Genomic DNA, 21,488 nt, shown 5'->3' on the forward strand with positions numbered 1-21,488 from the left:
TGGGACGGTGCGGGCCGGGGCGGCACAATCGAGCAGCGACCGCGGTGGTCGCGTGAGGAAAGGTAAGAAGCAGTGGCCGACGAAGAGCAGTTGCCCCTGATCCCCGATCAACGGCGCGAGCTCCTGTTGAAGCATCTGCGGCGCGACGGGGTACTGAGCGTGCAGCAGATCACCCAGCTCTTCGGCGTCTCCCACATGACCGTCCGCCGCGACATCGCCGAACTGGAGCGCCGGGGGCTGGTGTTCTCCGTGCCCGGCGGGGCGCGGATCGCCAGTCACCTCCAGAGCGAGCCCAGTTTCCAGGCCAAGTCCCTGACAGAGCAGCCCGAGAAGCAGGCCATGGCCACGGCCGCCGCCGGTCTGGTACGGGAGGGCATGACGGTCTACCTCGACGCGGGCACGACGCTGCTGGCCATGGTGCCGTTGCTCGCGCGCCACGAGTCGCTGACGGTCGTCACCAACGACTTCACGACGGTCGACCGCCTGATGGGTTCGTCGCATCTCGACGTCATACACATCGGCGGGCAGGTGGACCCGTCCAACCGGTCGAGCGTGGGCCGGCTCGCGGCCACGACCCTGCGGCAGCTCGCCCTGGACATCGCCTTCATCAGCACCAGTTCCTGGGATCTGCTGCGCGGGGTGACCACCCCTTCGGCCGCGAAGGTGGAGGTCAAACAGGCGGCGATGGAGTGCACGGGGTCGAGCGTGCTGGTCGCGGGCTCGTCGAAGTACGGGACGTTCGGCAAGTTCCGGGTGGCTCCGCTCGGCGCGTTCGACACCATCGTCACCGACGGCGGCCTCGCGGAGGCCGCGGCTGAGGGGCTGCGCGCCGGCGGTGCCGACCTTCGGCTGGCGGTCGTCTGAGTCCGCTCCCGCCGCCCCTGTCCTCCCGCCGGGGTGGACAGGGGCGGCGTCGCGTTCAGATGACGTCGGCGGCCGTTCCCGTGAGGCGCGCCGACTCGTCCCAGAGGGCGAGTGCCGTGGTCATGTCCTGAGCCCGGGCCGACAGGCGTGCCGGTGCTGGGCCTCCCCGGGTCTCGCCGAGCAGCCCGGGGCCGAAGTAGCTCCCGCCGAGCGCCGTCGGCAGGGTGGCCGCGTACAGCGTGGGCAGTGCCCCGGCGGACGCCGGCTGCGTGTAGACGCGCGTCGCCCGCTCCAGCCGTGCCGCCCAGGTCCGTCCGGCCAGCCGCGGGCCCGCCTGCCCGAGCTCCGTCGCGGACAGGCCCGGGTGCGCGGCCAGTGCGAGCACCTGCTTGCCGGCGGCGTCCGCCCTGCGCTGGAGTTCCGCGGTGAAGAGCAGGTTGGCGAGCTTGGACTGCCCGTAGGCGCGCCACTTGTCGTAACCGCGCTCGGCGTTGAGGTTGTCGAAGTCGATACGGCCGATGCGGTGCGCCAGCGACGACACGGTCACGACCCGCGACATGCCTCCCACCCCGAGCAGGGGCAGCAGGTGGTGCGTGAGTGCGAAGTGGCCGAGGTGGTTGGTACCGAACTGCATCTCGAATCCGTCGGCCGTACGCATGAGGGGCAGCGCCATCACCCCGGCGTTGTTGACGAGCAGGTCGAGCTTGCCGTCGGCCTCCTTCGCGATCCGACCGGCGGCCTCGGCGACGGAGGAGAGGTCCGCCAGGTCGAGACCGACGAGCGCGAGGTCCGAGTCCGGCGCGGCACGGCGTACGGCGTCCAGCGCGCGCCTGCCACGCTCGGGGTCACGGCAGGCGAGGACCGTCCGGGCCCCGGAGCGGGCCAGGCCGAGCGCCGTCACGGCTCCGATACCGCTGTTGGCCCCCGTGACCACGGCGGTGGTACCGGAGAGGTCGGGCATGTCGGCGAGAGTCCATGAGTGCATACGCCACGCCTCCCCTTCGAGAACCGGCGCACACCCGCGGCCGCTGTGATCTTCGGCGCGCGGGTCGTCCCGCCCCCCGTCAGCCGCCCTCACAGCGGGTGCCCGGCCCCGGTCCCCCGGACGCCCGGTCGGCCGCCTCCGCGGTCACCCGGGTGCCGGGGTGCCTGAGCGCGCACAGGTACGCGACGGCGAGCGCGATGGCCATCCCGTAGAACACCCACTGGTTCGCCTCGGCGAAGTCCAGCCTGATCGCGTCCATCGAGTCCCGCATGAGCGTGGCCACCCGGCCGTCGCCGGCCGGCTCCTGCGCGTCCGGATTGCCGGTCACGGCCTCGGCGACCGATCCGGCGGCGTCGTGCGCCGGGCCTGCCGGGACCCCCTTGGACGTGAGCGTCTCCACGACCCGGTCGGTGGTGACATGGGTGAGGACCGTCCCGAACACGGCGATCCCGATACTGGCCGCGAAGTTGCGCACCGTCTGGGTGATGCCCGTGACCTCGCCGTACGACGCTCCGATCGACCGGTTCACCGCGTCGGTGGAGGCGGGAGCGAGGAGGAAGCCGATACCCGCGCCGGCGAGTGCCGCGTACGGCCACTGGTCGTGCATCGAAAGGTCCGTCAGCTTGTTCGCCCACAGGGCGAAGCCCACGGCGCCGAGCGCCGTGCCGAGCTTCATCGCCGGACGGGCTCCGCGCCGGTCCAGGATCCGCCCGCCCCACTGCGAGGCGATCCCGAAACCGATGAAGAAGTACAGCAGGTAGAGCGCGGCCTGGTTCGGCGAGGCGCTCAGCGAGACCTGCGCGTAGACGGAGGCGAAGAAGAACACGGGGACGAAGGCCAGCATCGCGAAGAAGAGGACCAGCATGTCGACGGTGAACGCCCGGTCACGGAAGACCCGCAGCGTGATGAGCGGTTCCGCCACCCCGAGTTCGTAGCGGCAGAAGGCCGCCAGGACCACGATGCCTCCGACGACGCACGCCCAGGTGGCGACGCTGCTCCAGCCCCACGCGGAGGCCTGCTGGAACCCGAGCACGCTCAGCCCCATGCCCACGGCCACGAGGACGGCGCCGGGCACGTCGAGCTTCTCGCGCCGGCGGGTCTCGGGGATGTGGGCCATGGCCGCCAGGACCAGGGCGATGACGGCGATCGGCACGTTCACCCAGAAGATCGCCCGCCAGGTCCAGGCCGTCAGCCAGCCGCCGAGCAACGGCCCGACCGCGGTGAGCGCACCTGACAGGCCGAAGAACAGAGCCAGGGCGCGGCCGCGCTTCTCGACGGGGAAGACGGCGATGACCACGGCGAGCGCGGCGGGGAACATCAGTGCCGCGCCGAGCCCCTGCGTGGCACGGAAGACGATCAGCCAGGTCTGTGCGAAGTCCCCGGCCGGAACACATCCGCACAGCACGGAGGAGACGACGAACAGGAGGGTGCCGCCCAGCATGACCCGGCGGTGGCCGATGATGTCGGAGAGCCGTCCGCCGAACGCGAAGAAGGCGGCGAGCGCGAGCAGGTACGCGTTGACGACCCACTGCATCCCGGAGGCCGAGAGGCCGAGTTCGTCGATGATGCTCGGAGCGGCGATGGAGACGATCGTCTGGTCGATGAACGTCATCGAAACGGCGAAGAGCATGGCCGCCAGGGCAAGCGTTGGGTTGGCGGCGCCCTTCCCGGCGGTGGGGCCGGCCGCGGCCGGGCCGGGGCCCGGAGGCACCCTCTTGTTGCGCATGATTCCGAGTGTGAACGCGACGGGAACCGCGCGCACGTCAAGCTCACTCCGGTGCCACACGGGTGGTGGTGTCTCAGCTGCTCCGCAGCAGCAGGCCCGCCGCGACGAGTCCCGCCAGTCCCACGTCCGCGTCCGTGTACTCGCCGCCGAGGAGGTGGTCCACGTACGCGTCCTCGGCCAGGGTGAACGGCGCGACGAACTCCTCCGCGTCGGGTGTGGGTTCGGCGACCTTGCGGCAGCCCTTGGCCAGCACGGCGTACCGCACGTGGGTCGCGTTGGACGCCAGATAGGTCCGCATGACGACCTCGGCCGTCCCCGCCCGGTATCCGGTCTCCTCCAGGAGCTCCCGTGCCGCCGCGTCCAGCACGTCCTCACCGGGCTCGATCATGCCACCGGGGAGTTCCGCCAGCACCTTGCCGGGACCGGGGCGGAACTGGCGTACGAGGATGCCCCGGCCGTCCTCGGTGAACGCGACGAGGGCCACCGTCCCTGAGCCGTACAGGATGTCCCAGTCCGACTCCTTGCCGTCGGGCTGCAGGTAGGTGCGGCACCGGACCGTCAGGTAGCCGGCGGCGTCCGGCCGCTCGCTCCTCAGGGTCCACGTCATGGGGTCGGGACTCTCCGTCACGGACCGATCATGTCCAGCCCGCCGCGGTGCAAACGGCCCTGGGCGAACCCGTCCCTCTGGAGCGGCGTCCACGCCGGCGGGCCCCGGCAGCGCCGTCAGCCCGGGGCCGCTGCCGGGGCGGCCCTGCCGGGCGGCACGGGTTCGGGTCCGGCTCGTGGCCGGTGCAGGGCCAGCATGGCCTGGTCGTCCTGGGGCCGGCCGCCGCCGTGGCGCCGTACGTCCTGGATCAGCACGTCCAGGATCTGCCCCGGTGCGAGGCGGCCGCCGGTCCTCTCCCTCCTGCCGAGCACGAGGGGCAGCCGGGAGACGGGGTCGTAGAACCCTCCGGTGGCGTCGCGGGACTCGGTGACGCCGTCGGTGTAGCAGAGCAGCGTGGAGCCGGCCGGGAACGGGAAGCTGTCGACCGGTGAGGTCCAGACGCCCAGGTCGCTGATCCCCAGCGGGGGTGACTCCTCGGACGCCTCGAGGAGCCTGGCGCGGCCCTGCGCGTCGAGGAGCACCGGGGGCGGGTGGCCCCGGTTGACCAGGCGTACGGTCTCCAGGTCCGGCGAGAACTCCGCGATGAGGGCCGTGGTGAAGCCCTCCTCCTGCTGCTGGCCACCACGACGGCCGCCCTCGCGCAGGAGTGCTCTCTCCAGCTGGGCGACCAGTTGGGGGAGGTCCTCGGCCTCGTCCGCCGCGTAACGGAAGGCGCCGAGGTCGGCGCTGACGGCGCTGACCGCCCCGAGTCCCTTCCCCCGCACGTCTCCGACCATGACCCGGATTCCGTACGGGGTGCTCTGCACCACGTACAGGTCTCCGCCGATCAGGGCCTCGCTCTCGGCCGGGACGTAGCGCGCGTCGATGTGCAGGTTTCCCAGGCGTGAGGGGGGCCTCGGCAGTACGGCTCGCTGGGCGACCGCGGCGACGTGCTGTGCGCGCCGGGCGCGGGCGTCCTGTCTGCGCAGGGTGCGGTGGATGAGCACGGCGAGCGCGGTGACGGCCGCCAGGGTGACCTGGTTGGCCACGCCCGCCCGCCAGCCGAAGGTGCCGTCGAGCCGCGCGAGGAACGCGTGCACCACCATCGCCGTGAGCCCGACGCCGATGATCCCGCGTACGCCGGACAGCGGCGCGGCGGCGACGGGTGCGGCCACGAGGAGAGGCGCCGACGTCACGTCGTGCGGCGTGACCAGGTCGGCCACCACGGCCAGCACGATGAGGCCTACGGGGATCCACTGGGTTCTCAGCAGCTGCGGCACTCCCCCACGCTGCCCGTAAGCGCGGCTCTCCGCATCCCCGGGCGGGCGGGGCCCGACGTACATGCCGCGGCTGCCGGCGGGCATGAGCATGTCATGGTCGCACGGCGGGCCCGTGTCGGTGCCCACGTGATGACCTTCGGCCCGGCGCTCGGCCCTTCGCGCGCGTCGTGCCTGTTCCGCACACGTGAATGCCGGCGCGGAGCAGCGCGGCCGGCACCTGACCAAGGGGAACTCATGCGCCTTCGCACGACATCCACCGCCCTCGCCGTCGCGGCGGCGGCAGCCCTCTCCCTCGCGGCCTGCAGCGACGGCGTCGACACCGGACCGGTGGCGTCCGCGTCGACGGAAGGGCCCTCCGGCACAGGCGAATCCGGTGGCCCTGACGCCACGGAAGGTTCCGGCGGAGGGGACACCCAGGCCTCGGCATCCGCCTCTGGCCCGGCCTCCTCGTCCACTTCCTCACCCGTCTCGGAGTCCGGCGACGCGTGCCGGACCGCGGACCTCGCGTTCAGCAGCGCGGGCGGCATGGCGGAGGGCGAGGTGCTGATCGGTCTGAGGAACACCGGGTCCGCGTCCTGCTCGATGCGCGGGTTCCCCGGCCTGGACCTCGAGAGCAAGGACGGCACGGTGAGCGCCGAGCGCCGGAGCGGCCGGCCGGCCCGGACGGTCACACTGGCCCCCGGGGAGAGCACCGGCTTCTCGCTGTACTTCCCGCCGAACACCGGCGGCTCGGGCGTCACCTTCACCTCGGCGGTCGTGACTCCGCCGGACGAGACCCACTCGCATCGCATGTCGCTGTCCGTCGACACGGCCGTGGACTCCGGCTCCGGCATCGCCGTGACCCCGGTCGGCTCGGGCAAGTAGGCCGAACGGGGACCCGGACGGACGCATCCTGGACATCTGGTCCACATGGTGAGACTCGTTTGCGGAGCCCCGTGCTCGCGGCGTCTTATCGCGCCTGTGCAAACCGAACAGATAACCCCTGATCAACCGGCCTCCGACGACAAGGCGGCGAGGCGCGCCGTCACGGTGTTCCCCGTCCTGGTGCTCGTGGCGGGCGTAGCCGGTCTCGTCACGCCCGGAACGTTCGACGGCTGGACGGAATCGGTTCCGTACCTGCTGGGAATCGTCATGTTCTGCATGGGGCTGACGATGACCCCGCTCGATTTCAGGGGCGTGGCGAAGCGTCCGTGGGCCGTGGCGATCGGCCTGGTCGCGCATTACGTCATCATGCCGGGACTCGGCTGGGCCATCGCACATCTGCTCGGACTGCCGCCGCAGCTGGCGGCGGGGCTCATCCTGGTCGGCTGCGCGCCGAGCGGCACGGCCTCGAACGTGGTGACCTTCCTGGCCCGAGGTGACGTGGCGCTGTCGGTCTCCGTCGCCACCGTCTCCACCCTGGTCGCCCCGCTGGTGACGCCGCCACTCACGCTGCTGCTGGCGGGTGCCTACCTTCCGGTGGACGCCGGCTCGATGATCACGGACATCCTCAAGACGGTGCTGTTGCCGGTCCTCGGCGGTCTGGTGGTGCGGCTGGTCGCGGGCAAGCTGGTCGACCGGGTGCTGGGTCTCATGCCCTGGCTGTCGTCGCTGGCCATCGCCGCGATCGTCTGTGCCGTCGTGGCGGGCAGCGCCGGTGTCATCAAGTCCGCCGCCGTGACCGTCCTGATCGCCGTCGTGCTGCACAACGGCTTCGGCCTGGCGCTCGGTTACGCGGCGGGCAAGCTCTCGGGGCTCGGCCGGCCGGCCAGCCGCGCCATGGCCTTCGAGGTCGGCATGCAGAACTCGGGGCTGGCCGCGTCACTGGCGACGGCTCACTTCAGCCCGCTCGCCGCGCTCCCGGCCGCCGTGTTCTCGGTGTGGCACAACATCTCGGGCGCGCTGGTCGCCGCCTGGATGTCCCACAGGTCGCGGCGCGAAGAGCAGGGTGCCTCGGCCGCGGTTCCGGCGCCGAGGGCCACGGCCGCCGAGGAAGCCTGACCGGCTTCCGGTCCCGGAGGTTCCACGACTCGAGGCGTTCGCCCGGGGTTCCCGGGCGAACGCCTCGCGCGTGGTGCCCCGGCCGGCTCCGCAGAGGGGCTCGTGCCGAGCCGGCGGCCGTGCGCTCGCTCGGGCTCCCGGGCCGCGTAGGTCGGTCCGGTTCCGCCGCACGCAGTCGCGGCAGGCATGACGGACGTCCTCCTGGCGTGCCACGGTCCGGCCCGCGGGCCTCGGCGGAGACGGCCACGGCCAAGTGCTGCCCCATGTCGTCGACGAGGGGCCACCGGTGTCGTCCTCACGGTCTCCTCCACTGAGGACCGGTCGGCGAATCGGCTGGTACGACGACGTGCGATCCGAGCCTCGACACACGTGGGAGGCGGGTCCGCACCGGCCCTCCGGAGATACCCGCTGCGTATGGCGGCGTCCATCGCGCTGACTAGTCCACGCTCTCGCGTGGCCCTCAGGTATGACCCAGGACCGACTGGGAGAGGGATTCGTGGAACCCCCGCCCGCTCATACCGTCTTGATCACTGACGGCGGACGACCACCGCCGGGGACAGGTGTTCAGTGGACAGGCGAGACAGTGAGCGGGTGGCACGGGTGACTCAGCAGAATCGGCCGGAGGACAAGGCGTTCGCTCCGGAGTATCAGGGAGCGCTCGGCTCGTTGTCGGTGAACTCCTCCCTCACCGAGGTACTGGCGAGGGGAATCGAAGAACTGCGTGCGGCCGAACATGCCGGGGAACAGCGGGAGATGGCGCGCTGCGGGCTCGCCGTCGCGGAAGCGTACCGACGGCTGGGGCGTGTGGCGGAAGCAGACGCGGCGTGGAAGTCGAGTTATCGTGCGGCGCGTTCGGCGGGCGACGTCGGGGCGATGGCCTGGGCGCTGTGGAGCGGGGGCACCCTCGCCCGCCAGCGGGGCTCGCTGGCGCTCGCGTACCGGCTGCTCGGGCTCGCCGCGGAGATGGGCGAACGCGGGGGCGACGTGGTGGTTCGCGGCTACTCGCTGGCCGGCCTCGCGGAGACCGGGCGCATCCAGGGCGACTACCAGGCGGTCGGGGAACTGCACGAGCAACTGCTCGCGGAGGCCCGGAAGCGCGGCGAGGCCAGGCACACGGTGTGGGCGCTGGAAGGGATAGCCCAGATGCACCGCAACACCGGTTCCTACGACAGGGCGCTCGCCCTCTTCGAGGAGGCGGCCGAGACCGCGGGCCGGGCCGATGACCGCAGGGGCCGGGCCTGGGCGCTGCGCGGGATAGCCGACGTGGTGTCCGTACGGGACGGTGACGTGGAGCGCGCGCTGACGCTGCTCACGGAGGCCGAATCCATGTGCCGCGAGATGAGGTTGTCCAGTGCGCTGGCCTACAACCACAAGATGCGGGGCAATGTGCACTACCGGGTGGGCCAGTACCCGCAGGCCCGTGACAACTACGAGCAGGCACTCGCGGAGTTCCAGGAGATGGACGAGCCGCGGGGGGTCGCGCTCTCCCGACTGGGGCTCGCCAAGTCGCTGGCCCGGCTCGGACGGAACCCGGCGGAGACCGTCGTGGAACTGGTCGGACTCCGCCGCGCCCTGGACCGGATCGGTCTGCGGCACGCCCGGGACATGGTCGACAAGGCATCCGTCGAACTGGGAGTGGGCCCCCTGCCCGACGTGGGGCACCGCGTCGAGGAGGCGGCGACGCGATGACCTCCCCGACGACCGTCCCGGCTGATACCGCGTACGACACCACGCCCCACGGACCCTCCGGCGGCGGTGGGGCGGCGCGGACGGACACCGCGTCCCCGGAGGCCCCGGTGACCGCTGCCGGCATACTCGCTCGCTGTCGCGACCTGGTACGCCCCTCGCTGGCCGCCGCGATGGAGCGGCTCCATCCCTGGCTGGGCGAGATGGCCGCGTTCTCACTGGGCTGGTGCGAGGTCGGTGGTGGGCCCGCCGACGGGTCGTACGAGGGCAAGGGTCTTCGCCAGGCCCTCGCCGTACTGTGCGCCGAGGCCGCGGAAGCCCCCGGTGAGAGCGCCGTGGCCGGTGCGGTGGCCGTCGAACTGGTCCACACGTTCTCGCTGCTGCACGACGACATCATGGACGGGGACGGGACCCGGCGGCAGCGCGAGACCGTATGGAAGGCGTACGGCACCGGCCCCGCCGTGCTCGCGGGCGACGCCCTCTTCGCCCTGGCGGTGCAGACGCTCGCCGAGGTACCGGGACCGCACACGGCTGCGGCCGTGTGCCGCCTGTCCGAGACGCTGAGCGGCCTCGTCCGCGGCCAGGCGGAGGACCTCCTCTTCGCGGCCCGCCCCTGGACGGGGCCCGAGGCCGTCCGGATGGACGAGTACCGCGCCATGGCGGAACTCAAGACCGGCACCCTGCTGGGCTGCGCGGCGGCGCTCGGTGGTCTCCTGGGTGGGGCGCCCACCCCTACCGTCACCGCGCTGGACCAGGCCGGACGCCACCTGGGAGTGGCCTTCCAGGCCGTCGACGACCTGCTCGGCATCTGGGGTGACCCGGCGGTCACGGGCAAGCCCGTGCACAGCGACCTGCGGCAGCGGAAGAAGACCTACCCCGTCCTGGCCGCCCTCGCCGGGAACGGTCCCCGCACCAGGGAGCTCGCCGCACTCCTGAACTCCCCGCTGCCCCTCGACGAGGCCGGTGCCATGCGCGCGGCCGCACTCGTCGAGGCGTGCGGCGGCCGCACCGCCACTCTGGACGAAGCCCGTCGCCGGCTGGATGCCGCCCGCGCCTGTCTGCGCAGCGTGCCCCTCGACCCTCGTGCGGCGCGCGAGATGGAGGTGCTGATCGCGTTCCTGCTGCACCGCAGGGTGTGAGTGCGTCGGCCGCCGGGTGTCGCGTCGCACCCGGCGGCGTTCCAGGCGGGGTACTGCCTGCCGGGGAGGACGGGGCAGGTGTCGCCACAGCCCATGGTGATCACCACGTCGGACGCCTGCACGGCTTCGACGGTCAGCACCTTCGAGGTCTCGGCGGACAGGTCGATGCCGACGACGGCGACGCATGCTGCACCAGCCGGAGCGGGACCGCAGAGACTCGGACACCCCCGTCGGCGGCGGGCTGCGCCTGCGGCAGCTGAGCTGCCCTGTCGGCAGTCGCCCGGGCGCTCGTCATGCCGGGCGACTGCCCCTCGTCCCGCGCACTGCGCCGACCGGGCGCCGTCGGTCCAGATCGAGGCGCACGTTCATGTCCGGCTCGAACCGCCCGTACGGATTCACATGGGTCCGGAACAGCGGCGAGAGCGGTGTCTGTGAGCCGCCACGTCACGACGGCGCCGCGTAACAGTGGACGGCGACCGTCAGGTCCGGGCTCCACCGCTGTTCGACCGTGGCCATCAGTTCCCAGCCCAGCCGCTCGTAGAGGGCTGCTGCGGCATGATCGGATGTGACGACGTCGAGCACCGGATGCAGGCCACGACGCCGCGCTTCCTCCTCCGCCCGGCCCATCAGCAGCGCACCGATCCCGTGTCCCCTCGCCTGCGGAGCGACGAAGAGTCTGCCGACCACGGCGGCCCTACCCCTCGCGGCCCCGTCCCGCTCGCTCCACAGCGTCGGGGCCAGATCGTCTTCGCCGCCTTGCGACAGGCTGACGTGCCCGACCGTACGGCCCGCGAGTTCGGCGATCCAGGAACCCAGGAGGGGGCCGCGTGACAGCCACTCGCGCGGCTGATCGGGCCAGTTCACCGGGTAGCCGTCAAGCTGATGGACCTCCGCGAGGACCCGAACGCACTCCTCGACATCGCCGTCGGTCCTCTGCCGGACGCGCGGGCTCGCCGTCTCATCAGGTATTCCGGAACTCTCGATGTTCACTCCGGAATACAAGCACAGGCCACGGAACCACGACCAGCCTCTTTCGACGCACCGTCGACCGGGCGAGACCGGTCTCCGGCGCTCCGGAAAGGGCGCCCTAGCCCAATAGGGCGGCGATGGTGATCAGGACCGGAATCGAGGCGACGGTGGACAACAGAATTGATTCCCGGGCGAGTTGTTCGGCGACGCGGTACTGCGACGCGTAGGTGTAGAGGTTCTGCGCGGCGGGCAGTGCCGATATCACGACGACGTCGAGAAGAGCCGCGCCGTGCAGGTGGAAGACGCCCGCGCCGACGGTCCAGGCGATGACGGGCTGCACGGTCGTCTTGAGAGTGGCGGAGAGCGCGATGGCGGCCCGGTCGGCCCCACGCGCGGGTATGCCGCTGCCGCGCAGGGAGATCCCGAACGCCAGGAGGACAGCGGGGACCGACATGTTGCCGATGAGGGTGAGGGGTTCGAGGGCCGGCGACGGGACCGTCCATCCGGTGGCGGCCACGGTGACACCTGCCAGCGAGCCGACAGCCATCGGATTGCGGAGCGGTGTGGTCAGGCGCTGGAGGAGAGGGCGGGGCTCTCCGGGCCGGCCCAGATCGAGAATGGTCAGGGCGAGCGGAGTGACGACGATCTGCTGGAAGAGCAGAACGGGAGCGACGAGCGAGGCGTCTCCCAACACGTAGACGGCGATCGGGATTCCGAGGTTTCCGGCGTTGACGTAGCTGGAACACAGGGTGCCGATGGTGAGGTGCCCGGCGCTCCAGCCCCTCAGGAGTCCTACGGCGACGAAGAGGGCTGCTGTCGCGGCCATCGCGGCCGCGGTGACCAGAAGCCGTCGGGAGAAGATGACCGACAGGTCCGCGCCCGCGAGAGTGGTGAAGAGCAGTGCGGGGGTGGCTACGTTGAAGGCGAGCCGGGTGAGGACCGTCCGGCCGTCGTCCCCCAGGTGTCCCCGGCGTCCGAGGACGTAGCCGATGCCTATGACGACGGCGATCACCGCGAACCCGGTGAGAACTCCCTGCATGAATTTCCTTGCTGGCTTGCTGGCTTGCTGGCTTGCTGGCTTGCTGGCTTGCTGGCTTGCTGGCGGATCGTTGTGGCTTGTCGGCGGAGGGCAAGGGCCGCCCGGCTCCGCCGACCCTGGCCGCCGGAGCCGCGGGTGACGGTGTCGCCCTGCCGCGGAACCCGCGGTGGACGGGTTCGTCGTCCTGGCGCCCTCGGCCGAGAGCCGCCGGCGCTGTCGTCCCGTACCCTCCTGAAACCCGCTCGCCGATGCGCTGGCCAGGACTTACCCTACGGTCACCGCAGAGCGGCGGGCCTCACCCACCGGTGAGGCGAGGTGGCGCTCACCGCACAGCGCGCCTGCGGTCGCTGGAGGCGTCCCCGCTCTCCGAAGCCAGGGCGAGGCCGTTTCGTCTGGATCCGGACTTTGCAGCTCGCTGCCGTCACCGGCCCTGCGGCCGTGGTTGTCCTGGACCACCGGAGGGAGGATGGCGGTGCACATCGTGCCCTGGATGCACGTCGTTCCGGAGCAAGGCGCCCTGCCAGCAAATCGCTGCTTCCCATGACCGGCAGGACGTACGTAGCGCGGCTCGACGGCCGGGAGATGCGCGACACGGACTCCGTCGTCCAGCAGTTCTACGACGGACTGCAGGTGCCTGATTGCTTCGGGTGGAACCGGGATGCCCTCTCCGACTGTCTGCGCGACCTGAAGTGGCTGCCCGCGAACCACTGCGTACTGATCGTCGAGGCCGCGGACGAGGCGCTGTCGGACGATGCCGCCGGACGGCGGTCGCTCGTCAGGACGCTTCTACGGGCAGGACGGAGATGGTCCTCCGCACAGGGGCCCGAGGGCACTGACCTCAGCAGGCTCGTGGCCGTCATGTCCTGCGACGCGGCATCCGTCTCGGGAGTGCGGGTCCACTGCGATCGTGCTGGGAAGAGACGGCCTCGTCATAGAAACCTTATCGCCGGGATGCCGCACACGGCCCTTGCCTCCGTCGAGCACGGCGCCCCCTCGACACCGTCACGGAACGCACTCTCGTACTCGTGTGCCGCTGCCTCACCCAGGCCGACACCGACCTTCGGGAGAACTGGGCCGACACGTGACGTCGGGACCGTTTCCCGTGGGCTCGAGGGGCCGGCCCGACGGCCGGCTGGAGATCATGGGCGGCGCGGTCACTCCGGGCCCGGGCCCAGGCTGCCGGTGGTGCGGGTGACCGAGTCGTAGTACCGGGCTTCCGTCCACCGGCCCCTGGCCGCTGCCGACGCCTCCGACGTGGCGGGGAGCAGCCGGTTGTCGGGGACGGCCCACGCCTCGTCGCGTCCACGGCCGAGAGTGATGTGCGGGACCCATCGGACGGGGTCCAGGAGCGGATTCGGCCGTCCACTCCCCGGCACCTCGCGCACGATGCGCCACACCGTCTCGTGCAGGTGCAGCAGGGCGTCGTCGGGCCGGACCTCCCAGGCCAGTACCTGGGTACGGCCGGAGAAGCGCAGGAGCCCGTCGAGGCGCAGCGGGGTGGGCAGATCCGCGAACGCCCCCTTCAGCCGGGCGCGGATCTCGGCAGGGAGAGTGTCCGCCGTGGCGAGGGTGAGGTGCGGCCGGTTGGTCGGATGCCGGTGCGCGGCCTGGCTGGGCAGACCTTCGTCCGCCAGCCGGCGCCACACCTCCCGGACCCTCCGGTCGGTCGTCCCGTCGGGCAGCAGCTCGACACTGTGCACATGGGCAGCGTACGACCGCGTGCTGCCGCGTGCGCGGCGGTGTCACGGGGGAGGCACCGTGCGTGCCTTGGCCGGCCGGCGGTCACCGGCCTCGTGGACCCCCTCGCCGCAGCCGCGCGAGGCCCTCCTCGATGACACGTCCCCGACGCCGGTCCGTCGGAACACCCGTCACCCGGCGTCCGGCCCCTCCGTACTCTCGCGCAGGACCAGTCGGTGGGCCACCACGCGGTCCTGGGGCGACTGGATACCGGGGTTCCCGGCGTCCGGTGTCAGCGGACTCCGCGCGGCTTCCTCGATGCGTCGGTGCAGCAGCTGGACGGCGACCCTGGCGACCGCCGCCTTGTCGGGCGACACGGTGCTCAGCGTCGGCACGCTGAACCGGCCCCCCTCCACGTCGTCGAAACCGATCACCGCCACGTCCTCGGGTACGCGGAGTCCGTGTTCGTGGAGTGCGCGCAAGGCCCCCAGAGCGAGCTGGTCGTTGAGGCAGAGCAGCGCGTCCGGCCGCGCTCCGGAGCTCAGGGCCCGGGCCACCGCCCGGGCGCCGTCGGGCATCCTGAAGTCGTCCACCGGCAGCAGCGCCTCCGGGTGGTGGGCGATGCCCGCCCCGGCCAGTGCCGCCAGATAACCGCGGGTGCGGGCCTCGGCGGTCCCGAGGCCCGGCGCCTCACGGCCGCCGACGGCGAACACCGTCCGGCACCCGAGACCGATCAGATGTTCCGTGGCCTCGCGCGCGGCCCTCTCGTTGTCGATGGCCACATGGTCCGCCCCCTCCTCCAGCAACTCCCCCAGCAGCACGGTCGGTGGTGCTCCCGCGCGGTCTGTGACGTCGTCCGCGGTCAGGGCGAGCGGGCTGAGGATGATCCCGTCGACGAAGTCCGAGCCGAAGCCGGCCAGCGCGGCCAGCTCGTGCTCGCGGTCCGCCCCGCTCTGGTGGATGAGCACCGTGAGGGAGAGTTGCTCGGCCTCACGGATGACGTGCCGGGCGAGCTCGGCGAAGTACGGCACGTCCAACTCGGGCACCACGAGGGCGATGATGCCCGTACGGCCCTTGCGCAGGTGGCGCCCCGCCAGGTTCACCCGGTAACCGAGATGGTCGATGGCCTCGCGGACCACACGCCGCGTCCGGTCGGAGACATGGACGTAGTCATTGATCACGTTGGACACCGTCTTCTCCGACACCCCCGCGTGCCGTGCGACGTCCTTGATCCTGGGCCGTGCCACGGCCGACCTCCCTGCCCTCGTGCGCTGCCGAGTCTATGTCCCGGGCCGTCCGCCGCGGACGGAGGCCTCCGGGCGCTGTCCGCGCGGCTCACCACCGGGCCGCACAGCCGTACCGTCCGAACTCTTTACAGCGAATGTACATCGATGTAAAAAAAGGGTGGCCGCACTGTTTCAGCCAGTGCGGCACTCCCACCTGCCGTGTGCGGTGGACCCGCCCGCACCGGTGGTCCACCGCCGATCCGGCATGAGCGTCCGGCCGTCGAAAGGTCCGCGATGAGTTCTTCGTCCCACCCCCGTGAGGTGCCTGTCACGCCCGGCCCGGCCCCCGGCATCGGGCGCCGCCGGCTGCTGCGCTACGGAGCGGCCGGCGCAAGTTCGCTGCTCGCCGCCGGCGCCCTGACCGGCTGCTCCTCCCGGGCCTCCGCCTCCGACGCCTCGGCACTCGACGTCTGGGACCTGTTCCAGGGGGGTGACGGCATGCTGATGAACGACATGATCAAGGCCGTCTCCGAGGGCCCTGACGGCTTCGAGGTCGATCGCACGATCCTCGACTGGGGGCCGTCGTACTACACGAAGCTCGCCATGTCGGCCGCCGGCGGAAGGGCCTCCGACGTGGCGGTCCTGCACCTGTCCCGGCTGGCCGGCTACGCCCCCGGCGGCCTGCTGGACCCCTTCGACCTCGATGTGCTCGCCGAGTTCGGTGTCACCGAGAAGGACTTCACCCCCGCCGTCTGGAAGCGCACGCAACATCAGGGGAAGGTGTACGCCATCCCCTTGGACGTCCACCCGTTCATCGTGTTCTACGACCGGGAGGCCGCGGGCAAGGCCGGCCTCCTGGACCCGAAGGGCGAACTCGCCCCGATGGGTTCTCCGAAGGCGATGCTCGAGGCGGGCAGAGCCCTGGCGGACGTGACGGGGAAGTCCGGCATCCTCTTCGGCCACGTCACCGACACCGCCCAGAGCTGGCGGCAGTTCGCCGCTCTCTACGCCCAGACCGGCGCCTCCTTCGCCCTGCCGGACGGCAAGGCCGCGGAGATCGACACCGACGCCGCCGTACAGGTCGTGTCGTTCATGCAGCAGCTCTTCGACGGCCGGACGAATCCGAACAACCTCGACTACAACAGCGCCCTGGCCGGGTTCCTGGGCGGTCGCGGCGGCATGGCCATGCTCGGCGAGTGGGAGCTGCCGACCCTCCGGAAGTCCGGCATCCCGCTCGGAGCCGCACCCTTCCCCCAGGTGTTCGACCGGCCCGCCGTCTACACCGACTCCCACAGCTTCGTCCTGCCGCACCAGGACAGCCCTGACCCGGCCCGCCGCAGGGAGGCCCACCGCTACGTCGCCCAGATACTCAAGCAGAGCCTGACCTGGGCGGGTGCCGGCCATATCCCCGCGTACCAACCCGTGCTGGCCGAGCCGGCGTACGCCGAACTGAAGCCGCAGTCCTCGTACGCCGACGCCGGAGAGGTGGCGGTGCTCGACCCGCCGAACTGGTTCGCCGGCGCTGCCTCGAACTTCCAGAACCGCATGTGCCAGCCGCTCCAGTCGGCGCTGCTGGGCAACACCTCGGCCGAGAAGGCGGTACGGCAGATGGTCCGCGAGGCGAACACGCTGCTGCGGCAGCCCAACCCGGTTGCCTGACCGAGCAGAAGGAGTAACCGACGTGACCACCACCACGCCGCTCGGGGCACCCGCCCCGACCGGCGAACCGCCGCTCGCCCCGGCCCCCCGGCGCCGGGCCGGCCGCCGCGGACCGGGCCCGCTGTTCGTGCTGCCCTTCGCGGTCCCCTTCGTCCTCTTCCTGCTGTGGCCCGTGCTCCAGGGCCTCTGGATGAGCTTCACCGACAGCTCACTCGCGCTGCGCGCCACGTCCTTCGTCGGGCTCGACAACTACGCCGAGGCCTTCGGCGACCCGGACGTCTGGAGCAGTCTCGGCAACACCGTCTTCTTCACCGCCGCCTCCAGCGTCCCCCTGGTGCTGATCGCGCTCGCCATGGCGCTCCTGGTGCACAGCGGGCTGGCCGGTCAGTGGGTGTGACGGCTGTCCTTCTTCGTGCCCTACCTGCTGCCGGTCACCGTGGTGACCCTCATATGGACCTGGCTCTACCAGCCGGATGTCGGCCTCGGCAACGAACTGCTCGGCACGCTGGGCCTCGAACCCGTCGGCTGGCTGTCCGACGAGGCCGTCGCGATGTGGTCGGTCGCCGCGCTCACGGTCTGGTGGACGGTCGGCTTCAACTTCCTCCTCTACCTCGCCGCTCTGCAGTCACTGCCGACGGCCTACGACGAGGCGGCCGCGCTCGACGGCGCGGGAGCGTGGCGGCGTCTGTGGTCCGTCACCCTGCCGCAGCTGCGACGGACCACCGTCCTGGTCGGCATGCTCCAGATCCTCGCGTCGCTGAAGGTGTTCGACCAGATCTACATCCTCACCAAGGGCGGCCCCAACGGCTCGACCCGTCCTCTCCTCGAATACGTCTACGACGTCGGGTTCACGGGTTACCGGCTGGGCTACGCCTCCGCCGTCTCCTACGTGTTCTTCGCCCTCGTCATCGTCGTCTCGCTCGCGCAGCTCCGCCTCTTCCGCCAGGAGGACTGACCCATGTCCACCACCACGACCACCGTGCGGAGCCGGCGCCGCCCGCCACGGGAACGGGCCGGCTCCCCACTGCTCCTCGGCCACGGCCGACTGCCGCGCGTCCTGGCCGGCACCGCGCTCACCGTACTGGCTGCCGTCTGGCTGCTGCCGTTCCTCTGGGCGGTGGCCACCTCCGTCCAGAGCGAGCGGGACGTCGCCAAGCCGGGCCTGTCGCCCTTCAAGGGCGCCTTCACCCTGGACTCGTACCAGCAGATCCTCGAACGCGGAAACGTGACGGTCTGGGCGGCCAACAGCTTCCTGGTGGCCGGACTGGTCACGCTGATCACCGTCGTGATCTCCACACTGGCGGCCTACGGCTTCTCGCGGGGCACCTTCCGCGGCCGCCGCGCCCTGCTCGCCGTCACCGTGGCCGCCATCATGGTCCCGCCGCAGCTCCTGGTCGTGCCGCTGTTCGAGCAGATGCTGATGTTCAACCTGGTGGACACCTATGCGGCGATGATCCTGCCGCAAGTGGTGGCGCCCATGATGGTGTTCATCCTCAAGAGGTTCTTCGACGCGATACCCAGGGAGCTGGAGGACGCCGCCCGGCTCGACGGTGCCTCCGAGGTGCGGGTCTTCCTGTCGGTCGTGCTGCCGCTGTCCCGGCCGATCGTCGCAGCCGTCTCGATCTTCGTGTTCATCGGCGCCTGGAACAACTTCATGTGGCCGTTCATCGTCACCAACGACCCCGGGCTGATGACGCTCCCCGTCGGACTCGCCACCGTCAAGGACGCCTTCGGTATCCAGTACGCGCAGGCGATGGCCTCGGCCCTGCTCGCCGCGCTGCCGCTGGTGGTGGTCTTCCTCCTCTTCCAGCGCCGCATCGTCAGCTCGGTGGCCACCACCGGCCTCGGCGGAACCTGACCGGTCCCACCTCCCACCCTCCGTACCACCTGGGCCGGATGCTCGTCGCCGGCCCGACGACTCACTGGAGCACGCGTGCCCACGCCCCCCGTACCCCGCCCGGAGTACCCGCGACCGCAGTTCGTCCGCACGGACTGGCTGAACCTGAACGGCCTGTGGCAGTTCGAGACCGACCGGGGCGACAGCGGCCTCGAACGCGGTCTCCTCACCCGTGACCTGGACGGTCGGATCCTCGTCCCCTTCCCGCCCGAGTCCGAGCTGTCCGGGGTCGGCGACACCGATTTCCTCGAGGCCGTCTGGTACCGGCGCGTCCTCACCCTGCCGGCCGCCTGGGCAGGCCGCCGGGTTCTGCTGCACTTCGGAGCCGTCGACCACGACACGACCGTCTGGGCGGACGGCACCGAGGTCGCGCGACATCGGGGTGGATTCACCCCGTTCACCGCCGACCTCGGCGACATCGCGGGTGCCGGGCGGGACGTCGTCGTCACCGTCCGGGCCCGTGACCCCCGCTCGGGCCCGCAGGCCCGCGGCAAGCAGGCCGTCCAGTACGCCAACCACGACTGCAACTACACGCGGGTCACCGGCATCTGGCAGACCGTCTGGCTCGAGCCCGTCGACGAGATGCACCTGAGGCGCCCCCGGATCACCCCTGATCTGGCCGGCTCGGCCTTCCACCTGGAACTCCCGCTCTCCGGGAACCGGCCGGGCCACCGGGTGCGCGCCGTCCTCAGCGACGGGGACGGCGAGGTGTGCCGGGCCGAGGCACGCGCCGACCTCGATCTCGCGCCCCGACTCCATCTTCCGGTCCCGGCGGACCGGCGGCGTGAGTGGGGTCCCGACGACCCGCACCTCTACGGCCTGCGGCTCGAACTGGTCGACGGGCAGGGGGAGCTGCTCGACGCGGTGGAGAGCTACGCCGGGCTGCGCGCCGTCGGCCTGCGGGGCAAGGCCGTCACGCTCAACGGGCGCCCGCTCTTCCAGCGGCTCGTGCTCGACCAGGGCTGGTACCCCGACGGCCTGATGACCGCGCCCACCGACGAGGCGCTGGTCCACGACATCGAGATCGCCATGGCCGCCGGCTTCAACGGGGCCCGGCTCCACCAGAAGGTCTTCGAGGAGCGCTTCCTCTACCACGCGGACCGTCTCGGCTATCTGGTCTGGGGCGAGTTCGGCGACTGGGGCTGCGAGACGGGCGGGTCGTCGGGGAACAACCAGCAGCCCGACTCCGCGTACGTCAGCCAGTGGCTCGAAGCCGTGGAACGGGACTATTCACACCCGTCGATCGTCGGCTGGTGCCCGCTGAACGAGACCTACCAGAAGCTGCACGACCGCATCACCGGACTCGACGACGTCACCCGGGCCATGTTCCTGGCCACCAAGGCCCTGGACACCACACGGCCGGTGATCGACGCGTCCGGCTACGCGCACCGGGTCATGGAAACGGACATCTACGACTCCCACAGCTACGAGCAGGACCCTGAGGCCTTCCGGCGGCAGATGGCGGGGCTGGCCGAGGGCGAGCCGTTCGTCAACACCTACGAGAACGGCGCCGCCTACTCCCAGCCCTACCGGGGACAGCCGTACTTCGTGAGTGAGTTCGGCGGTATCTGGTGGGATCCGGAGGCAGCCGCCGCGCAGTCCGGGGAGGACCGGACCGTCTCCTGGGGATACGGCGAACGGGTCCGCGACGAGGAGGAGTTCCACGCGCGCTTCAGCGGCCTGACAGGGGTGCTGCTCCAGGATCCCGCCATGTTCGGCTACTGCTACACGCAGCTGACGGACGTCTTCCAGGAACAGAACGGCATCTACCGCTTCGACCGCGGCACCAAACTCGACGTGGCACGCGTCCGCGAGGCCCAGGTACGCCCTGCGGCGATCGAGGAGCAGGACGGCCGGTAGCGGGCCGTAGGCTGCCCGCCCGGCCGCCGGCGGCGTCGTGGCGCGCGGGCACCACCGCCGAAGGCCGCCGGGCGTGTGCCGTACGCCTCCCGGTCAGCCCGCCGGGTGCTGAACGTCGGTGCGGCCGGACCGCCCCGGACGGGGACTCCACCGGTCTCCGTCCGGGCCGGGTCTTCGGTGGTCCGGACCCGGACGCTCCGACGACTGCGCCGCCGGCTCTGGCCGGTGGACGAGCTCCCGGCCCCTGGGTGTCAGGTGGTGCCGAGGCCCGCGGAGCAGGTCATCCGTCACCGGACTCGCGCCCCGTGGAGCCAGGGTTTCGTCCCGCGGAAAGCACGGCCGGGTCGGGCGTCGTGCCCAGGTGACGGACCGGAGCCGGCCGGTGCTGCGCCCGCACGGGGTGCCTGCGCTGCCAGTAGGGGTTCTCTTGGGACAAGCGGCTGGAGACCCTGCCGTACATGCCGAACGTCGCGATGACCAGGCCCATGACGAAGCTGAACACCACGTTGGTCATGCCGAAGTCCAGGACGTTGACGGATCGGTCCAGCACGAAGATGTGGGCGAAGCCGCTCAGGACGAACAGCCCTCCCACCGTCATGTTGAGGGTCGAGGCGAAGTTGCCTCCGATGGCGGCCCCGGCGAGCAGCGCCAGTCCCACCACCGTGGAGACCACGCTGAGCGTGGTGTTCGTGGTCATGCCCGCGACCGTGTCCCCGGCCGTGTCGAACGGGGTGAGGGCGTCAGAGAATCCCAGGACGGCGAAGGTGATCAGAATGAGGCCGCAGGCGGCCGCGCCGTAGCGGTAGACGGTCGCCAGATGGTGATCGACGGGAAGTTCGTCTCGAAGCTTCATGACCTTCTTTCTGGCGAGGCCATCGATATGGATGCGGATATACGGTGATTTGAGGCAATTAC

At 71.3% G+C, this 21,488-nt stretch carries 18 protein-coding genes and 2 pseudogenes; 10 read left to right on the plus strand and 10 right to left on the minus strand.

All coding sequences use genetic code 11. The annotated features are described in order from the left end of the window. Positions 1–72 precede the first annotated feature (72 nt). Positions 73–864 (plus strand): DeoR/GlpR family DNA-binding transcription regulator, encoded by a 792-nt coding sequence (locus tag JOC24_RS15180; protein WP_205020782.1) that lies wholly within the window; start codon positions 73–75, stop codon positions 862–864. 55 nt (positions 865–919) lie between these two features. On the opposite strand, the gene JOC24_RS15185 is transcribed toward JOC24_RS15180, so the two are convergent. From JOC24_RS15185 to JOC24_RS15200, 4 genes are all read right to left on the minus strand, one after another. Next, the gene (locus tag JOC24_RS15185; protein WP_205020783.1) at positions 920–1,849 is read right to left on the minus strand and encodes an oxidoreductase; all 930 of its coding nucleotides are present in this window, start codon (positions 1,847–1,849) and stop codon (positions 920–922) included. 79 nt (positions 1,850–1,928) lie between these two features. Beyond that, positions 1,929–3,575 carry an MFS transporter gene (locus JOC24_RS15190; protein ID WP_205020784.1) on the minus strand — a complete coding sequence of 549 codons (1,647 nt, stop codon included), beginning with the start codon at positions 3,573–3,575 and terminating at the stop codon, positions 1,929–1,931. 73 nt (positions 3,576–3,648) lie between these two features. Beyond that, complete coding sequence (locus JOC24_RS15195; RefSeq protein ID WP_307792698.1) at positions 3,649–4,203, minus strand: NUDIX hydrolase; 555 nt, start codon at positions 4,201–4,203, stop codon at positions 3,649–3,651. Between the two features lie 95 nt (positions 4,204–4,298). After that, on the minus strand, positions 4,299–5,441 hold the full coding sequence (locus JOC24_RS15200; RefSeq protein ID WP_205020785.1) for a PP2C family protein-serine/threonine phosphatase: 1,143 nt from the start codon (positions 5,439–5,441) through the stop codon (positions 4,299–4,301). Between the two features lie 234 nt (positions 5,442–5,675). On the opposite strand from JOC24_RS15200, the gene JOC24_RS15205 reads away from it, so the two are divergent. The 4 genes from JOC24_RS15205 to JOC24_RS15220 all read left to right on the plus strand — a co-directional run bounded on the left by JOC24_RS15205 (position 5,676) and on the right by JOC24_RS15220 (position 10,246). Further along, on the plus strand, positions 5,676–6,305 hold the full coding sequence (locus tag JOC24_RS15205) for a DUF4232 domain-containing protein (protein WP_205020786.1): 630 nt from the start codon (positions 5,676–5,678) through the stop codon (positions 6,303–6,305). 96 nt (positions 6,306–6,401) lie between these two features. Further along, positions 6,402–7,421 carry a bile acid:sodium symporter family protein gene (locus JOC24_RS15210; RefSeq protein WP_205020787.1) on the plus strand — a complete coding sequence of 340 codons (1,020 nt, stop codon included), beginning with the start codon at positions 6,402–6,404 and terminating at the stop codon, positions 7,419–7,421. A gap of 600 nt (positions 7,422–8,021) precedes the next feature. Continuing rightward, on the plus strand, positions 8,022–9,110 hold the full coding sequence (locus JOC24_RS15215; RefSeq protein WP_307792699.1) for a tetratricopeptide repeat protein: 1,089 nt from the start codon (positions 8,022–8,024) through the stop codon (positions 9,108–9,110). After that, positions 9,107–10,246, plus strand: coding sequence for a polyprenyl synthetase family protein (locus JOC24_RS15220; protein WP_205020789.1), 1,140 nt, complete (start codon positions 9,107–9,109; stop codon positions 10,244–10,246). Before JOC24_RS15215 ends, JOC24_RS15220 begins: the two co-directional genes overlap by 4 nt. A gap of 49 nt (positions 10,247–10,295) precedes the next feature. Here JOC24_RS15220 and JOC24_RS33250 read toward each other — a convergent pair. From JOC24_RS33250 to JOC24_RS15230, 3 genes and pseudogenes are all read right to left on the minus strand, one after another. Next, positions 10,296–10,425 (minus strand): annotated as a pseudogene (locus tag JOC24_RS33250) (phosphotyrosine protein phosphatase); the annotation flags it as partial. A gap of 265 nt (positions 10,426–10,690) precedes the next feature. Then, the gene (locus JOC24_RS15225) at positions 10,691–11,236 is read right to left on the minus strand and encodes a GNAT family N-acetyltransferase (protein ID WP_205020790.1); all 546 of its coding nucleotides are present in this window, start codon (positions 11,234–11,236) and stop codon (positions 10,691–10,693) included. A gap of 97 nt (positions 11,237–11,333) precedes the next feature. Continuing rightward, the gene (locus JOC24_RS15230) at positions 11,334–12,254 is read right to left on the minus strand and encodes an AEC family transporter (protein WP_205020791.1); all 921 of its coding nucleotides are present in this window, start codon (positions 12,252–12,254) and stop codon (positions 11,334–11,336) included. A 540-nt stretch (positions 12,255–12,794) separates the two neighbouring features. On the opposite strand from JOC24_RS15230, the gene JOC24_RS34190 reads away from it, so the two are divergent. Continuing rightward, positions 12,795–13,460 (plus strand): barstar family protein, encoded by a 666-nt coding sequence (locus JOC24_RS34190; protein ID WP_205020792.1) that lies wholly within the window; start codon positions 12,795–12,797, stop codon positions 13,458–13,460. Here JOC24_RS34190 and JOC24_RS15240 read toward each other — a convergent pair. Next, a complete protein-coding gene (locus JOC24_RS15240; RefSeq protein WP_205020793.1) occupies positions 13,409–13,954 on the minus strand; it encodes a 2'-5' RNA ligase family protein in 546 nt (181 codons plus the stop codon). The two genes, JOC24_RS34190 and JOC24_RS15240, sit on opposite strands and share 52 nt — an antisense overlap. 168 nt (positions 13,955–14,122) lie before the next feature. After that, a complete protein-coding gene (locus JOC24_RS15245; RefSeq protein WP_205020794.1) occupies positions 14,123–15,178 on the minus strand; it encodes a LacI family DNA-binding transcriptional regulator in 1,056 nt (351 codons plus the stop codon). A 273-nt stretch (positions 15,179–15,451) separates the two neighbouring features. Between JOC24_RS15245 and JOC24_RS15250 the strand changes: the two genes are divergently transcribed. The 4 genes and pseudogenes from JOC24_RS15250 to JOC24_RS15265 all read left to right on the plus strand — a co-directional run bounded on the left by JOC24_RS15250 (position 15,452) and on the right by JOC24_RS15265 (position 20,573). Then, complete coding sequence (locus JOC24_RS15250; RefSeq protein WP_205020795.1) at positions 15,452–16,816, plus strand: extracellular solute-binding protein; 1,365 nt, start codon at positions 15,452–15,454, stop codon at positions 16,814–16,816. A gap of 22 nt (positions 16,817–16,838) precedes the next feature. Continuing rightward, positions 16,839–17,771: pseudogene (locus JOC24_RS15255) on the plus strand (carbohydrate ABC transporter permease). 3 nt (positions 17,772–17,774) lie between these two features. Continuing rightward, positions 17,775–18,674: a carbohydrate ABC transporter permease gene (locus tag JOC24_RS15260; protein ID WP_205020796.1), complete on the plus strand. Its 900-nt coding sequence runs from the start codon at positions 17,775–17,777 to the stop codon at positions 18,672–18,674. Between the two features lie 75 nt (positions 18,675–18,749). Further along, complete coding sequence (locus JOC24_RS15265) at positions 18,750–20,573, plus strand: glycoside hydrolase family 2 protein (RefSeq protein ID WP_205020797.1); 1,824 nt, start codon at positions 18,750–18,752, stop codon at positions 20,571–20,573. A 280-nt stretch (positions 20,574–20,853) separates the two neighbouring features. Here JOC24_RS15265 and JOC24_RS15270 read toward each other — a convergent pair whose 3' ends face one another. Continuing rightward, positions 20,854–21,426 carry a DUF4383 domain-containing protein gene (locus JOC24_RS15270; RefSeq protein ID WP_205020798.1) on the minus strand — a complete coding sequence of 191 codons (573 nt, stop codon included), beginning with the start codon at positions 21,424–21,426 and terminating at the stop codon, positions 20,854–20,856. Positions 21,427–21,488: the final 62 nt, after the last annotated feature.

The sequence above is a fragment of the Streptomyces sp. HB132 genome (genome assembly GCF_016909575.1).
Classification (GTDB): domain Bacteria; phylum Actinomycetota; class Actinomycetes; order Streptomycetales; family Streptomycetaceae; genus Streptomyces.